The organism is Flavobacterium sp. FlaQc-28 (assembly GCF_044007415.1).
In the GTDB taxonomy this organism is placed as follows: Bacteria; Bacteroidota; Bacteroidia; order Flavobacteriales; family Flavobacteriaceae; genus Flavobacterium.
In genome coordinates, this window is record NZ_JBIPCM010000002.1 from 34,206 (window position 1) to 50,471 (window position 16,266).

General features: G+C 33.3%; 13 protein-coding genes and 2 tRNA genes. 5 read left to right on the forward strand and 10 right to left on the reverse strand.

The window, feature by feature from the left end:
* Positions 1-123: 123 nt before the first annotated feature.
* The 3 genes from ACHRVL_RS06035 to ACHRVL_RS06045 all read left to right on the forward strand — a co-directional run bounded on the left by ACHRVL_RS06035 (position 124) and on the right by ACHRVL_RS06045 (position 6,021).
* Positions 124-2,037: a sialate O-acetylesterase gene (locus tag ACHRVL_RS06035; protein WP_395411123.1), complete on the forward strand. Its 1,914-nt coding sequence runs from the start codon at positions 124-126 to the stop codon at positions 2,035-2,037.
* Positions 2,038-2,579: 542 nt separating this feature from the next.
* Positions 2,580-3,704, forward strand: coding sequence for an AAA family ATPase (locus ACHRVL_RS06040; RefSeq protein WP_395411125.1), 1,125 nt, complete (start codon positions 2,580-2,582; stop codon positions 3,702-3,704).
* Positions 3,694-6,021, forward strand: a complete 2,328-nt coding sequence (locus tag ACHRVL_RS06045; RefSeq protein ID WP_395411127.1) for a S8 family peptidase — start codon at positions 3,694-3,696, stop codon at positions 6,019-6,021. The genes ACHRVL_RS06040 and ACHRVL_RS06045 overlap by 11 nt, the downstream gene beginning before the upstream one ends.
* A gap of 21 nt (positions 6,022-6,042) precedes the next feature.
* On the opposite strand, the gene ACHRVL_RS06050 is transcribed toward ACHRVL_RS06045, so the two are convergent.
* The 3 genes from ACHRVL_RS06050 to ACHRVL_RS06060 are packed head-to-tail and all read right to left on the reverse strand — an operon-like array spanning position 6,043 to position 8,916.
* Entirely contained in the window at positions 6,043-6,420 is a 378-nt protein-coding gene (locus ACHRVL_RS06050) for a DUF6527 family protein (RefSeq protein WP_395411129.1), read from the reverse strand.
* Complete coding sequence (locus ACHRVL_RS06055) at positions 6,420-7,799, reverse strand: ThiF family adenylyltransferase (protein WP_395411131.1); 1,380 nt, start codon at positions 7,797-7,799, stop codon at positions 6,420-6,422. The genes ACHRVL_RS06050 and ACHRVL_RS06055 overlap by 1 nt, the downstream gene beginning before the upstream one ends.
* A complete protein-coding gene (locus tag ACHRVL_RS06060; RefSeq protein ID WP_395411134.1) occupies positions 7,783-8,916 on the reverse strand; it encodes a multiubiquitin domain-containing protein in 1,134 nt (377 codons plus the stop codon). The genes ACHRVL_RS06055 and ACHRVL_RS06060 overlap by 17 nt, the downstream gene beginning before the upstream one ends.
* Before the next feature lie 418 nt (positions 8,917-9,334).
* Here ACHRVL_RS06060 and ACHRVL_RS06065 point away from each other — a divergent pair, with 418 nt between their 5' ends.
* Both ACHRVL_RS06065 and ACHRVL_RS06070 read left to right on the forward strand, forming a co-directional pair.
* Positions 9,335-9,697 (forward strand): helix-turn-helix domain-containing protein, encoded by a 363-nt coding sequence (locus ACHRVL_RS06065; RefSeq protein WP_395411136.1) that lies wholly within the window; start codon positions 9,335-9,337, stop codon positions 9,695-9,697.
* On the forward strand, positions 9,681-10,562 hold the full coding sequence (locus tag ACHRVL_RS06070) for an ImmA/IrrE family metallo-endopeptidase (RefSeq protein WP_395411138.1): 882 nt from the start codon (positions 9,681-9,683) through the stop codon (positions 10,560-10,562). Before ACHRVL_RS06065 ends, ACHRVL_RS06070 begins: the two co-directional genes overlap by 17 nt.
* A 260-nt stretch (positions 10,563-10,822) precedes the next feature.
* Here the strand turns inward: ACHRVL_RS06070 and ACHRVL_RS06075 are convergent, their stop codons facing one another.
* From ACHRVL_RS06075 to ribB, 7 genes are all read right to left on the reverse strand, one after another.
* Positions 10,823-11,023 (reverse strand): hypothetical protein, encoded by a 201-nt coding sequence (locus ACHRVL_RS06075; protein ID WP_395411140.1) that lies wholly within the window; start codon positions 11,021-11,023, stop codon positions 10,823-10,825.
* On the reverse strand, positions 11,013-12,479 hold the full coding sequence (locus tag ACHRVL_RS06080; RefSeq protein WP_395411141.1) for a hypothetical protein: 1,467 nt from the start codon (positions 12,477-12,479) through the stop codon (positions 11,013-11,015). The genes ACHRVL_RS06075 and ACHRVL_RS06080 overlap by 11 nt, the downstream gene beginning before the upstream one ends.
* Positions 12,480-12,817: 338 nt before the next feature.
* Entirely contained in the window at positions 12,818-13,978 is a 1,161-nt protein-coding gene (locus ACHRVL_RS06085) for an IS3 family transposase (RefSeq protein WP_395411143.1), read from the reverse strand.
* Positions 13,979-14,271: 293 nt separating this feature from the next.
* Positions 14,272-14,356, reverse strand: a tRNA-Ser gene (locus ACHRVL_RS06090).
* A 141-nt stretch (positions 14,357-14,497) separates the two neighbouring features.
* Positions 14,498-14,582, reverse strand: a tRNA-Ser gene (locus ACHRVL_RS06095).
* A gap of 151 nt (positions 14,583-14,733) precedes the next feature.
* Positions 14,734-15,132, reverse strand: coding sequence for an acyl-CoA thioesterase (locus ACHRVL_RS06100; RefSeq protein WP_395411145.1), 399 nt, complete (start codon positions 15,130-15,132; stop codon positions 14,734-14,736).
* Positions 15,133-15,135: 3 nt separating this feature from the next.
* Positions 15,136-16,266 (reverse strand): 3,4-dihydroxy-2-butanone-4-phosphate synthase, encoded by a 1,131-nt coding sequence (ribB, locus tag ACHRVL_RS06105; RefSeq protein ID WP_395411148.1) that lies wholly within the window; start codon positions 16,264-16,266, stop codon positions 15,136-15,138.

Genomic DNA, 16,266 nt, shown 5'->3' on the forward strand with positions numbered 1-16,266 from the left:
GTATAATTCGTGGCGAAAAAAAACTTTAGCCACAGATTGAAAGGATTAGAAGGATTTTTTAATAATCTGTGTAAATCTTTTTATCCCGATAGCTATCGGGAGTGGCAAAAAAAAACAAAACGTATGAAAAAAATAATACTTGCATTTCTAATAACATTTAGTATTAATGCACAGATAAAATTACCGCGATTAATCAGCGACGGAATGATATTACAGCGCGACACCAAAGTCAATATCTGGGGCTGGGCAATGGCAAATGAAAATATAGAATTGGATTTTAAAGGTAAAAAGTATAAAACCACAACTTCAAAAGATGGAAAATGGACAATTCAGCTTCCGTCACAAAAAGCAGGCGGTCCGTTCGAAATGTCTTTAAAAGGTTCTAATACAATTGTACTAAAAAATATTCTATTTGGTGACGTCTGGCTTTGTTCAGGACAATCGAACATGGAACTTCCGATGGAAAGAATTAAAGATAAATACAAGGATATTGTTGCAAAAGCTGGTAATTCAAACATCAGACAATTTTTAGTTCCAGATGAATATTATTTTGAAAAAGAAAGAACCGATTTTTCTTCTGGTTCTTGGGTTGAAGCAAATCCAACAAACGTTTTACAATTTACAGGAGTCGGCTATTTTTTTGCCAATGAAATCTACGAAAAATACAAAATTCCGATTGGCTTAATCAACAGTTCTTTGGGAGGTTCGCCTGCAGAATCTTGGATTAATGAAGAAGGAATAAAAAAGTTTCCAGATTATTATGCAGAATATTTAAAATTTAAAGACGGAAAACTAGAAAAACAAATTGACGAAAATGACCGAAAAGTAAGTTCAAATTGGTATAAATTATTAAATCAGACCGATCTTGGATTAAAGAATAAGTGGGCAAATTCAGTCGATATTTCCGATTGGAAAACAATGAATATTCCAGATTATTGGGCAGATGGAGAACTCGGAAATACAAATGGTTCCGTTTGGTTTAAAAGAGAATTTACTTTAGAGAAAATTAAAGAAAATCAAGCTAAACTAATTTTGGGAAGAATTGTAGATGCCGATTCTGTTTTTGTAAACGGGCATTTTGTTGGAACAACATCTTATCAATATCCACCAAGAATTTATTCTTTTAATAGTACTATTTTAAAGGAAGGAAAAAATGAAATTACCATTCGAGTTATCAGCAATTCTGGCAGAGGAGGCTTTGTAACCGATAAACCATACGAATTAAGTATTGGTGATAAAACAATAGATTTAAAAGGGAATTGGAGCTATAAGTTAGGTTCAAAAATGCTTCCACTGCCAGGACAAACTTTTGTGAGATGGAAACCAGTCGGGCTTTACAATGCAATGATTGCTCCATTGAAAAATTATCCTATAAAAGGCGTTTTATGGTATCAAGGAGAAGCAAATACTAAAAAGCCATCGGAATATTTTGAGTTAATGGAAACTTTAATAAAGAATTGGAGAACACTTTTTGATCAGGAAAAATTACCTTTTCTTTTGGTGCAGTTGCCCAATTTTATGGAGCCAAAACCAGTACCTTCAGAAAGTAATTGGGCTGCATTAAGACAACAGCAGTTGAATACCTTGAAAGTTCCAAATACAGGATTGGCAGTAGCAATAGATTTAGGAGAATGGAATGATATTCATCCTTTAAATAAGTATGATGTTGGAAAAAGATTGTCACTTCAGGCTAGAAAAATGGTTTATGCTGAAAAAACATTAATAGCTTCAGGACCGCTTTACAAATCGATAAAAAAAGAAGGAAACAAACTAATTCTAAGTTTTTCTAGTGTTGGAACTGGGTTGGTAATCAAAAATGGAGATGAATTAAAAGAATTTGCGATTGCAGGATCTGATGGAAAGTTTGTTTGGGCAAAAGCTGTAATAAAAGGAGATAAAATTATAGTTAGTAATGATTCCGTCGCAGACCCAGTCAAAGTTAGGTATGCTTGGGCTGATAATCCCATAGAAGCTAATTTGTATAATAATGAGGGGTTGCCGGCTTCGCCTTTTGAAGGGGGCTTAGATGTTAAATAATTTTGTTGAGTTTAGAGTGGGATAGACAAAAAAGATTAGATCGTCTTCTTGTACTATCTAAAATAAATAAGATTGTAAAAAAGAAAAAACCGATTAGTTTCCTAATCGGTTTTCTTTTGCGGAGAAAGAGGGATTTGAACAAAACCGTCACATCCCGCTTTTATACTGCATTTTAATATTTTTTTCTGTACTGCGCCACGATTCTGCCACGGAAATTTTCGCCGTTTTTATAAATATTGAAAGTTTCAGACTGGCTTAAATCTATTTAAATTGACGTTATTATTCTGAATTAATTCAAAGACAAAATTACGCATTTTTATGACAAATAGAGAGAAAAAAAATTGAAACCTCTTAAACGATTTGACAGAGAATTTAAGGATAATGAATATTGACTTTTGAGGCAGAAAAGGTATCAATTCCATTATATGTTTGTTCTGTTTTTTTTGTTTAAACAGAACAAACAGAACAAAAGTTTTTTAAATTCAATAATATTGGTATATTTGCTTGTACTGTTTTTTAAAATTAACCCAAATAAATGCATTTTGAAAAAGACTGAAACTAAATTTATACTTGATATTATTCACGCTGGATTTGCTGGAGAACCTAAAAAGACTGAGTTGGCTGCTTTAAGCTTAGCTCGAAGTCTTAAAAAAGATTATCCTGAAATTTCGACAAGTATATTTAATGCTGTTAGCCAATTTTCCTTAACTGGAAATTCTACAATTAGAGGACTGGGTAATTCTCCTCTTCCAGTTGATAATGAATCGCAATTAGATATGGTGTTATTTAGTGCACCTAATTTAGAGCAAAATTGCCTTCCTGTTTTAAATAAAGAAATTTTCGAACATATATCAAATTTTCTAGAAGAAAGAAGCAAGTTGGATGTTTTGTTTAAAATGAATGTAATACCAACAACCAGCTTACTCTTAATTGGTCCACCTGGAACTGGTAAAACGATGCTGGCTAAACATATTGCCTCCGCATTAGATAAAAATTTAATTGTACTTGATTTGTCTTCAATTATATCAAGTATGATGGGTAAAACTGGAGCCAATATTAAGAAAGTAATCCAGTATGCTAAACAAAATGCTTGTGTTTTGTTGTTTGATGAATTTGATTCAATTGCTAAAAAAAGGGAAGATAATAATGATTTAGGAGAGATTAAAAGAGTTGTAAATATTCTTTTGATGGAGCTTGAGGATTGGCCAACATCGTCTTTATTTATTGCAACGAGTAATCATCCTGAACTTTTAGATAAAGCTATTTGGAGAAGATTTGACGAAGTAATTACATTACCATTACCTGAATATAATCAAAGACTAGAGATTTTAGAGAACGGACTAGATGAGTTTTTAGTTTCGTCTGAAACATCTAGTGCAATACTTAAACCAATTGCTAAAATTTTTGAGGGGAAAAATGCATCTGATATCAGCAAATATACTAACCGTGTGAAAAGAAGAAACCTTTTAAAGGATGAAAAGCCAATCATTTCACTTTTCAAGGAAATACCAAATATAGAGAATGATAAAAAATTCCGAGGGGAGTTTTGTGTGATAGCAAAAGATATATTGGGAGATAAATTAACTGTAAGGGAGTTAGCAGAAATTACAGGTTTGAGTCCAACAGGTGTTCAACATCATTTAACACGATCTAAATATGAGCAATGATAATCAAAGAAGACCTATATTATACAATGGTCAAACTTATGCTAAACCTATAACAAAAAGTCTAGGTGGTGGTCCAAAACAAATGAAGTTTTCATATGAAGAGGCGAGAGATTTTGTTTTAGATGATGTAGTAAAAGCAAAAGAAAGCTTACGAAACATGTCTAGCTCGCAACGTTTGCCTAACGAGGTTGTTGTTGGACTTGTAATGCAGCCTGAATTTTCAGCAAAGTCATATTATCCTGATTCTCTTTTTGATTTAGGAGCTGAAAAATTTGGTTTAAAAGAAATAGGTTCTAGAGTTTATAGAAGTAAAAATTCTAACGAAGAGGAATATAAAGAAGCCTTCTCAAAAATGTTTTTTGTAAGAACTACCGAAGAAAGTTTGACAAAATTTGAAAATCAATTAAATAAAAATGCATTTTCATTAACTAAGAACTTTCAAAATGATATTAGAAAAATTTCATCTATAAATATTTTAGAAGGAAGTAATCAACTATTAGGATTTCCTTCTGAATGGGAAAATGGAAAAATTGAAGCAGTTTTGCATCCTTTTGATGTTGATAAACAACGAGCAATTAATCATTTTATTGACAAAATCACAAATGCGGGTGTTAACCGTGATTATATAAAATATAAAACTTATTCAAGCGGAATAACTTTTGTAAGTTTTGATGCAAATAGAGATATTCTTCAAATTGTTAATGGGTACAATCCCTTGCGAACCGTACATCCACTAAAAATGAGAGAATTCTCAGCTCTTTATAGAGGAACAAAAATTGATAATGGTCCTCAGCCACCTGTTTTTAAAACCAAATCACCTATTGTAGTTGGAGTAATTGATGGTGGGGTAAATGCAAATAATCCATATATTCAAAATTATATAGAATCTGAATTTTCAGTATCAGGAACTCCTGTATCTATTCTTGTCGAGCATGGAACTCAAGTGACCGGAGCTGTACTATATGGTCCGTTAAATGAGTATGATAAAACCAATACAATCCCTGAACCTAAGGTATCAGTAAAAAATTTTGGAGTTCTGTCCACTAATTCTACTGATCCCGATTTATATGAAGCAATCGATGCAATTGAAAAAATAGTTCCAAGAAATAATAACATTAAAGTATATAACCTAAGTATTGGTCCTCAAGGACCTATTCTGGATGATAACATTTCTCGGTTTACTTATAGTTGTGATTTATTAAGCAGAACTCATAATATTTTATTTTGTGTGGCTGTTGGTAATGATGGTGATACACCTGGTTATGATAGAATTCAAGCACCTGCCGACTCCGTAAACTCATTATCTATAGGTGTTTATACAACAAAGAAAGGAGAAAAAATAAGAGCTCCTTACAGTAGTATTGGTCCCGGAAGAGAAGGTTGCAAAATGAAACCTGATGTATTAGCTTTTGGAGGGTGTGATCAGCATCCAATTCATCTTATAGCTCCAGAAATTGGGAAAAAAGTATTAAATATGGGAACAAGTTTTGCAAGTCCTATCGTAGCTGGTATTGCAGGGCGGTTAATTGGTGAGTCTAATAATGTTATTGATTCATTAATAGCAAAGGCATTAATTATTCATGCAACGAGTACAGAAAAAAATCATACATATGAAAATGGACACGGTTTTATTCCGGATAATTACGATACTATAGCTAGTTGTGCAGACAAGTCATATACACTTATTTATCAAGGAGAAATAGAGCCGGGTAAATATGCGGAATATTTAATTCCTTGGGAAGATAGTATAAAAGATGGTTCAATAACTTTTAAATGGACTGCAGCAGTACTTTCGGATGTTGATGAATTAAGTAGCGATGATTATACTTCAAATGCAATAGAGGTTACATTTTACCCTCATCAAAGTAAATACTTGTTTAAAAATGTTAACAAGCAAATGTTAGATGGGCAAAAAAAGGATTCTGAAGTTGTAGATGTAATTGAAAATCAAGAAAGAGCAGAGTATTTAATTGCGAATGGTTGGGAACAAAGCACATTTCCAAAAACAGACTCTCCATCAATTCAATATAAAACAGAAACCGAGCTTCGTTCAGATCTCAAATGGGACAGCTTAGACACAAGATCAATTACTAAAAGAGCAAATGGAGTGTCTTCTCCAGTGTTCCATGTTCATGCTTTAGGTAGAGGAACTCGAATAATAGATAAAAAAGTAAAATTTGTTCTTATCTTAACTGTTACTGCTCCTAAAGCAAAAATTGATTTATACAGTAGAATACTAAACGTGTATAATGCATTAATTCCTGTGCAATTAAAATCTGTAGTTGATATTGATGTTATAATAGAATCCGGTTTGTAGAGAATATTTTCAGTTAAAATTTTATACCCATCTAACTTTGCTATTGGTTATAAAAAAATGACTTTTGCATCCATTTTTTCGCCAAATCGAAGGAAAAATATTTAGTGAATCTTTAGATATTATCTCGAATTTCCATCTTGGAGTAGCGTCTTCTAAAAGGTTAAGGATTATATCGGAATAGCAACCACAAGGACATTTGAAAGCAAGGGATTCAGGATTCAATCCATCTTGTATAATATAGATTGTATTATCTTTCATTTCGTCGGGTACATCTTCTGCGTAATCAATTTGATAATCTGAAGTTTTACTATCTGTAACTTTAATTGGTTTTGGCTCGGAACTCACAAATGAGCTCCAAGCCTTAGCGAACCAATTAAAAAAATCTAAAATTTTTTTCATTATAATTCAGTTAATCTTAAAAAGGGTTTACAATCTCCTCGGCCGACCCATTTATCAGATAGCAAATCCTGTTCAAAGTCATTCTCGGATTCATTCATGATGCAGCCTCTGGTATAATCCATGGTTACTTTAGCATAGGCTTCAGGTAATTCATCTTTGAATGGATGTAACCGATTCAAAAACTCATTAACTCCCATGCTACTAATTTGCATATTAATACTAATTACGGCAGGTCTGTCAACATTGGCATTATGAACATATCCTTGTTTTTCAAGCTCTCTAAAATCTTCAGGGTTTTGACGCTGAAGATTTTCATCTGCTAATCTTTTGGATGTATATAGTTTTCTACTGAATAAGGAAGAACAACCCGGTTGAATACAGTGTATACTAGCAGTGATGCTTTTGATTCCTCCTTTACCATCAGCATCTAATCTGACACCTATGTCAAAGTAAGGAATAAGATAAAAATTGGTCAATTGAGAAATCAAATGTCTCCCATCAACACTGTCAACGCAGCCAAATATTGTATCACAGGTTATTAAATCATCCAATACCTCACGGCTATCAAAAATATTTATATTATACTTTTTTACGGTGGTACCTAGTCCAATCTTATTAATCGCATCATAAAGTACATCCGTTTTAGCTCTGCTATTTTTTGCATCATCGATAGTTGTGTTTAAGATTCTATTTAAATTTTTCTTTTCAACAATATCAGGATCAATAATAACAATACTACCAACACCTAAACGAACCAATTGTTCAATAATTGGGCTGCCGGTTCCAGAACACCCTACAACTCCAATCTTCATCTGCTTAAGCTTTTGGTAAGTTGCATCGCCAAATGCTTGACGAGTTCTTAATGAAAATTCATCTTCGGCCACCAACTCATTTTCAATGATTGTAATAACATCGCTGACAATCGAAATTTTATTCATTGGGAAAGTTTCCATTGAAGATGTAAAAACCCTTGCGAAAATTTTACCATCAGGAATCATAACAGCAGATGCATGTACACCATCATAGTCACACCAACCAAAAACAGACTGAAAGAGCTCGTTATCTGATTCATCATCTGTCTTGGAAAATTGAGGATAACCAGTAGGATGACTATGGATTTTTAAAATAGCCAAATTGTGCTTTTCTGCTTCTTCCAACAATGGTATAATTCGTTCAGTTTTCCAACGAACAAAATTAGAATCACGTTCACATTCGTTGTGCGGTATGAGTTCTATTTTATGGGTAAGCAAAATGGATATACCATCTCTTTCGTACCGGCCACATAATACTACAGCGACAGCCTCTTTCCCGTCACCGGGAAAGAGATGTTGCTGAAGGCTTTTGTAGTGCTTACCGGCAAATCTAAGCTGATAATGCACGTCTAGGTCTTTTTACAAATTCATTACTAAGCCAAAAATCAGCTAGAGGAACATGGGTGCTCAAGTTGTCGACATCTGCACGCCAAGGGTTTGCTGCTGTTCTGTGACGAGACCACTGTTGGTAAGTTTTTCCATCAAGCGGATAATTCGATAACGCACCAACCGGAAGCTGATCAACTCTGCTTAAAGGAGGATTAAAGTAAACCATATCTAATCCCGAAGTCGGATAACCTCCAATCATTCTAATTGCCATTGTTGCTGTCGTAACATTGTAGCCATCTGCAATTGGATAGTTATGAATTATCACCCAGTTTTGGTTTGATAATTTAGCCGTTTCCCATGGAAGTTCAAGTTTAGCAAGGTACGCTTCGTCTTCTTCTAATAGCTCGAATTCTCGCCTTAATAACTTATCTTCACCTTCTGTTTGGTCAAGAGGAATAGTCTTAAACTTCTCTATTCCTGGCTCAGTGAAGCAAACTTTTTGATCATTTTTGATGGTAACAACTCTACCGTCCTTGAATTTCTGACGTAATTGGAATCTATCAGGAGGCGTTTTTCCAGTTAGTAGTAAAATTTCTTTACCTGTCAAACATTGTTCATCAACTACATAAGGTTCACGGTCAATTAAAATCTTGTATTTGCATCCTCCTGGAACAGGTTCGTTATTTTGACAATGTTCGTGAATGTCTATTATTTCAACTTCATAAGTAACGAACTTCGACCCATTTTTAATGGCTACTTTGTGTTCTCTATCATTTTTGTAACCAATTTCGATTTCATCATCAATTTGAACCATGTAAAAGTTTTTAACTACTTTTCCTGAAAGTTTCAAAATTTCATTTGGAGTTAGGAATACCTCTTCAACTTCAATGGCTACTTCATCTACATAGATAATGATTTTCGCATATGGCTTTGCGTAAAAACCTTCTAAACCAGGACTATGTAAATCTATAACTTCAGTCAATTCAATGGGTTCAAAACCGTTTTCATTCACTTTAATTAATAATTCATAGTCCTCAATAGGAACTAATCTTGCTTTAGTAAGAATTTCTTTGCCGGTAATTTTTGAATTCTCTGATTCAAACAATCTGTCGTTTAATTTAAACTGATTTTTCATAATTTCTAAAATTTTACGTCTTTCGACTTTTTTAATTATATAGTTATCTCCATTTTTACATTAGGGCGGAGTTGTTTTTTGCCTTAAAGTGCTAAAAAATCGAGGTTAACTTGTACAGTTTAAATAAACGTTTAACTTTGTAACCACGAAAAGAAGGGTTGACTTAGGTGATAAGCCTGTCAATAAGAAGTCCGCAAAAACTTTATCCCTCGCATGTAACCCAGCACCGGTGCAAACGGTTCTGGGTTTTTTTATTATCATTTGTTATAGTTAATTTATTAGATTAAGTAATTAATATGATGCAAACATACATAATCTAATTATATCAAACAAGTAGTTTGATATAATTTTCTAAAAATAATTAACGTAAGTTTTGGTATAATTAATATCTTTAATAACTTTGTAAAAAAAAATAATTATGGAAACTTTAGGCAAAACCTTGAAAAGTACGCGTGAAAACGTTTCCTTAACACTTAAGGACGTTGAAATTGCTACCGGTATTTCTAATGCTTATCTAAGTCAGTTAGAGAATGAAAAAATTAAAAAACCTTCTGCCAGTATACTATATAAATTAGCGAATGTTTATAAAATTGATTTAAACGTATTACTACATGCAGCTGGTATTATTGAAAAGAGTGATGATACTGAGCCGCCAAAGCAAACTTTTTTTGAGAAAGAAATAGCTTTTTATAAAGACAAACTCACTGACGAAGAAGCTCAAGATGTTGTCGATTTTATTAAATTTTTAAGATACAAGAAGGCCAATGATTCTACACTCTAAAAAAGATATAGACAATATTTCACATGACATTTTAAAATCTTCTAAGTCACTTGATGTTTTTCCAACGCCAATTGAGAAAATTGTTCAGCATTCTGAGCTTTATATAGCTGGTGGTATTGATTTAAAATCATTAGAGAAAAAATATAAGAGCTCGCATTTTTCTGAAGCATTAAAATCAGGTTTGTCAAAAATTCGAGGTTTTTTAGATCGCCGTGAAAAAGTTATTTATCTTGACATGGATCAAATAAGTAGCCGACAAAACTTTGTTACTTTGCACGAAACCGGCCATAATGTTCTTCCATGGCAGAATAAGACTTTGGAGTTTCTAGACGATGATGAAACTTTAGATCCTGATACTCATGAAGAATTTGAACAAGAAGCAAACTATTTTGCCTCAGTAACTCTGTTCCAAAATGATCGTTTCGAAAATCACGCTAAAAAATTTGAATTGGGAATGCCGTCAGTAATGCAATTATCTAATCATTTTGGAGCTTCAGCGCATGCTACTTTTAGACGCTATGTAGAGGATTCAAAATTCAGATGCGCTTTACTTGTTCTTAAAAATTTGTCGGAAAAGGGAAAAATACCTAATGGAGATTTTCGAAATGCATTCCATTCCGAATCCTTTTTAAACAATTTTGGTTCAATTGAATGGCCAGAAAATTTTGGTTATAAATGGGAATTTATAAAAGATCATCTTTTTTTAAAAAAGAAGTGGAAAACTAATGGTTCTATCAATCTCAAAACCTTGAACGGTAATGTAGACTTTACATATCATTACTTCGATAACACGTATAATGCATTTGTTTTAATTTTTCCTAGAGGTGAAAATAAGCCGACAAAAACAAAAATTGTTTTGGAATAGGTATTTTATAATTTAACAACAAGCACTTAAACCCTAAGGATTCGATTCTTTTATACAATATTACATATATTATTACTTCTTTAAATCAATCTAATTTAAGCGGTAATATTTCAATTTTGAAGCGTTGATACTTTCTTGTAATTGTGCTGGAAATAAGATAATTAATAATAATAAAAGATCAAATTCAATATTTTTGGAAAGTCATTATTATAATCAAAAAAAGGCGCCTTTTGGCGCCTTAGTTGTCTCTTAATCCTAACTTAGGATGTTAATACAAAATTAGCAATCTCTTCTTGTGATTCAATCACACGTTTAAAATTATTAATCCTATATTTTTCTACATCATCTTCAATTTTGGAAATAATAGCCTCTTTATCAGCTTCTTCCATAGGGATTAAATCCTTTTCCAAATCAAGGCTTCTAATTAACTCTTCCAATACTATTGTTTTTTCATTTTTCATATTTTCGAAGATTTTGATTATAATTAGTAAAATATTGTGCTCCTATTTTAAAATACTTTTCAAAATTATAAAGACACAAAGTATCTTCAATAATAAAAGTAATAATACCCATTTTCTTTGGTTCTGTAGCATCTAGCACAACTAAACCATTACATTTACCATCCATTAAACTACCATCATAATATATTTCAGTAACCCATATAAACTTTGGCACAACTAAACTATTAAAAAGTTTTTTAATAACAAGCGGTAAATCCGAAAAATGTAAATGATCTTTAAAGGAACGACTGGAAGCTAAAAATGTTCTGATACAAATTTTCTTGTCTTTGATTAAATTACTATTTTCAATTAATGAAATAGATTTTGTTCTTGCTTCTCCTGCCTCCAAATAAATCTTCGGATACAAAGGTACTATAAAATTTGTAATAGTACAACCTGCCCATTCAGGATAACCAACATAGTACGAACTTGGAGTAGTCAATTTAGCCTTACGATAGGGAGCATGGTTATCATCAACAAATACATATTCTATATCCAAATCAGCAAACTCACTTAACTCAATATTATTTTTCTTAATAACTATTGGAAGTGCGGCAACATCCGCGGCAACAATATCAACTCTACCAATAACATTCACTGCATGTCCGATTCGTCCATTTTGCATCGCACCAACTACGGGAATTCCTGATTCTATATACATTTTTAAAATCTTCATAAATTCTGTTCCATATGCATGTGCAGAATAGATTTTAACTCCAAAACCAAAATCTTTTAAAGCATATGAAATTTGGCCAGCCGTTAAACCTTTCGATGGGATAAGACGCTCAAATGAAAACTTTCCTAGTGTTTTATTAATTAATGAAGGCAACAAAGGTTTGTAGTCACTATATTTATTACCAAAATATTCCATAATCGACCAAACTGTAGTCTCAGCACATGTAATCATCTCACCATCTTGAGAGGAATGTGGAAAACCTATACTTTGAAATTTTACTCCATTAGCCGTTGAAGGTAATTTAGTGCTACAAATTAAAATCGTTTCACCAAAGGCTAATGGAGAGATTACATTTCGGCCTAAAATGGATGGAAATGTTGGTCGTAATGTAAAAAAACCTAAATAGCTTCCTCGCAGAAACTCAAGCCCCCCAATGTTATAAAACTGATCTTCCTTTACTCCGTCTGAGAATATTGAAATTTTAACAGACATACGGCTATAATCATGTTTTTTGGAGGCATAATAATGATAAAAGGTATCTCTATACACTTTATCTACGTATGGCCACTCAATTAAAAATGTCAAATCAACATCTAATAAGCCTAATATTTCATCTAGCTTTGAAAGCGATGAACGATACTCTGAACTTGTGTCAACTAAATGATAATACTTTTCCAAAATCTCTTTGTACTTTGTTAGCAAATCTGCTTTGTTAAGATAATGAGAAGTAATTATTTCCATATTTAAAATTTTTATGTTAGGTTCTTTATAAATAGAATATTTGTAATGAAAATTGATAGAGTTAATTTTGTCAAAAAAACTACAATAAGTACTTCTGCAATTTTAGTAAAAAAAAAGACATATTTTGTAAGTATCTCTTTTTCTTTTAATTCAAATATCCAATTCGCTATTATTCTAGGTTTTTTTATTTTTTCAAACGGATTATAACTAAAATTAGAAGTGAAAATTATGATTGTGAATAATTCATGTTTAATTATTGAACATCTAAATTCTATTTTTTTGTTGGTAATTAATAAAAGTAATCAAATAAGAGAGATAGAAATTAAGTAAAATCTATCTTAGAATAAGATGTTTTTTTTAAATTCTTCCATCGTCAGATTTCCAAGTGCTGAATGTCTTCTTGCTGTATTATAGAAATTTTCAATATAATCATGAATTGACTTTTTGGCTTGTTTTCTGTTCTTATATTGATGCTGGTATACCAGTTCTGTCTTAAGCGTTTTGAAAAAACTCTCGGCGACAGCATTGTCGTAGCAGTTTCCTTTTCGGCTCATGCTCTGTAGGATTTGACTGTTTTTTGATAATATACGTGTAAACTTTTTACAAACATACTGTATTCCCCTGTCAGAATGAAAGATTAATTTTTGGTCCGAAAGCAAGGGACGGTTTAGCAGGGCTTTTCTTAAAGCATCGACGCTGGTGTCCATTGACTTCAGGGTTTTGCTTAATGACCATCCTATAACTTTTCGGTCAAATAAATCTATGACTGTGGTGAGATATGCCCATCCTTCCGCAGTCCTGATGTAGGTGATGTCTGAGACCCATGCCTGGTTTTGTCCGCTCACCTTAAAATCCTGATTTAATAAATTCTCTGCCGCAGGATATTTGGGAGAGGAGAGCGTGGTTCTTTTGAATTTTAATTTTGCAATCCAGCAGAGCTGCTGTTCGGCCATTATCTTTCTGACCAGCGAAGGGCATACTTTTATGTCTAGTGCGGCCAATTCTCTGCTTATTCTCGGGCTTCCATATCTGCCTTCACTCCAGTGGTAAATTCTAGAAATCTCTGATGCAATAAAAATCCTGCGTTCCGCCCTGCTAGTCGGTAGTCCTTTTACCCATTTGTAATAGCAGCTGGGATTTACCTGAAAAATTCGGCACATCTTCCCAACGGGGAATCTGCCTGTATTTTCTTTTATAAACAGATATCTGGCGCGTCTGCCCTGATGAAGGAGATCGGCGCCTTCCTGTAAAACATCCCGATCCAGTTTGATGTTTTTGAGTTCCTTCTGCAGTCTGGCTATTTCATTTCTATCCAAATCTGAACTTGGTGTCTGCTGCAGGGTGAGCTTGCCGTCTCGGAATTGGTTTTTCCAGTGCTGCAGGCTGTTTTTGTTGATTCGCAGTTTATCGGCCGCGTGCCGTACGCTTTTATAGTCAATACAGGTCTTGGCGGCCCAGATTTTAAACTCGGTGCTGTATTTTTTCCTGGTATTTTTCATCTTCTTAAAAGTTAGAGATGTTATTGATGTAAGGCAGTAAAAATAATGTATGCTTTTTTTTTTCTAACCCATTTAAACGCTTTAAGAAAAATTCGCCTTAGTTTTTTGTGGCAGAAATGGTATCAAGTCCATTCAAAATGTGCCACGAATATGCCACAAAGATTTTGTTGTTTTTTATAAATATTGAAAATGCGTATAAAAGAAAAAACCCTGCAAATCGTTTGATTTGCAGGGTTTACCGTGAATTTTAGCCTTTTTTGTAAACTTTGAAAAGTCTCTTTTTAAGCCTTCAGCGGAGAAAGAGGGATTCGAACCCCCGGACCTGTTACAGTCAACAGTTTTCAAGACTGCCGCATTCGACCGCTCTGCCATTTCTCCAGTATGTTGCTATCATTTTGTGATTGCGAGTGCAAAGATAAGTTGTTTTTTGAATTGTGAAAATTTTTTTGGAACTATTTCTAAAAAAAAAATGCTATAAAAAAGAAAACCCTTAACAAAGTTAAGGGTTTTGAATTTCAGCGGAGAAAGAGGGATTCGAACCCCCGGACCTGTTACAGTCAACAGTTTTCAAGACTGCCGCATTCGACCGCTCTGCCATTTCTCCAGTATGTCGCGATCATTGTCTGATTGCGGGTGCAAATATAAGACGGTTTTTCGGTTATAAAAACTTTTTTTGGACTTTTTTTTTGAGTTTTTTAAGATAATTTTCAAGTGTCTAATTATCAGTATTTCCGAAAGTCAGGTTTTTGAAAAAATTATTCTAAGTTGTCTAAAATCGGCACTGGTTTTTTGTTTTCATCCACTGCAACAAACGAAAAAGTTCCTGAAACTACCGTTTCGCGAAGTTCTGAATACATTTGTTCCATAAAAATATCAACGTGAATTTTACAACTTGTTCTTCCAACGCTGACAACATTTGCTACTAATTCGATTAATGTACCAGCTGGAATTGCTTTTTTAAAATCAATTTGGCCAGTTGAAATCGTTACAACTTTCTTTCGGCTGAATCGCGTAGCGCAAATAAAAGCAACTTCGTCCATAAGATGAAGTGCTGTACCACCAAACAAAGTGTCATAATGATTTGTTGTAATAGGAAAAACCGCTTTAAAAATATGAGTTTCCGATTTTGAAATTCTTTCTTCTAATGTTCCCATAAATTAATATGTTACGTATTCAGTAATTTCAAGACCATATCCAATCATTCCAACGCGTTTTGTTTGCTCTGTGTTAGAAACTAATCTAATTTTTGAAATATCAATATCATGGAGTATTTGAGCACCAATTCCGTAATCTTTACTATCAATGATTACTTTTGGAGCTTTCAAAGTTCCCTGTGATTGTAATACCTTAAGTTCAGAAATTCTGTTTAGTAAGTTTACAGCCGTCATATCTTGGTTAATAAAGATTACAGCACCTTTTCCATTTTCGTTAATGACTTTAAACATATCGTCTAACTGCTGTTCAGCATTGTTGGTTAATGTGCCTAATAAGTCGTTGTTTACTTGTGAAGAGTGAATTCTCGTTAAGATTGGCTCACCAAGATTCCATGTTCCTTTAGTTAACGCAATATGAATTTGTTTATTTGTAGTTTGTTCGTATGCTCTTAAACGGAAAGTGCCAAAACGAGTTTCGATATCAAAATCTTCTTTCTTAATAATTAAGCTGTCGTGCTGCATTCTGTAGGCAACTAAATCTTCTATCGAAACTAATTTCAAATCGAATTTTTTAGCCACTTTAAAAAGTTCTGGTAAACGAGACATTGTTCCGTCTTCATTTAAAATTTCACAGATTACACCAGCAGGTTTAAAACCAGCTAGTCTTGCAAAATCAATAGCGGCTTCTGTATGGCCGGTTCTTCTTAAAACACCGCCTTGTTTAGCTACTAAAGGAAAAATGTGACCAGGACGAGCTAAATCATGTGGTTTTGTACTTGGATCAACTAATGCTTGAACAGTTTTAGATCTATCTGCTGCCGAAATACCTGTCGTTACTCCGTTACCTTTTAAATCAACAGAAACAGTAAAAGCAGTTTCCATATGATCTGTATTGTTTGTAACCATTGCACGTAAATCAAGTTCCTTACAGCGGCTTTCTGTAAGTGGTGTACAGATTAATCCGCGTCCGTGAGTAGCCATAAAATTGATCATTTCCGGCGTTACTTTATCGGCAGCGGCCAAAAAATCACCTTCGTTTTCGCGATCTTCATCATCGACTACAATGATTACTTTACCTTGACGAATATCTTCTATGGCTTCTTCAATAGTATTCAGTTGAATTTTTGTTGACAT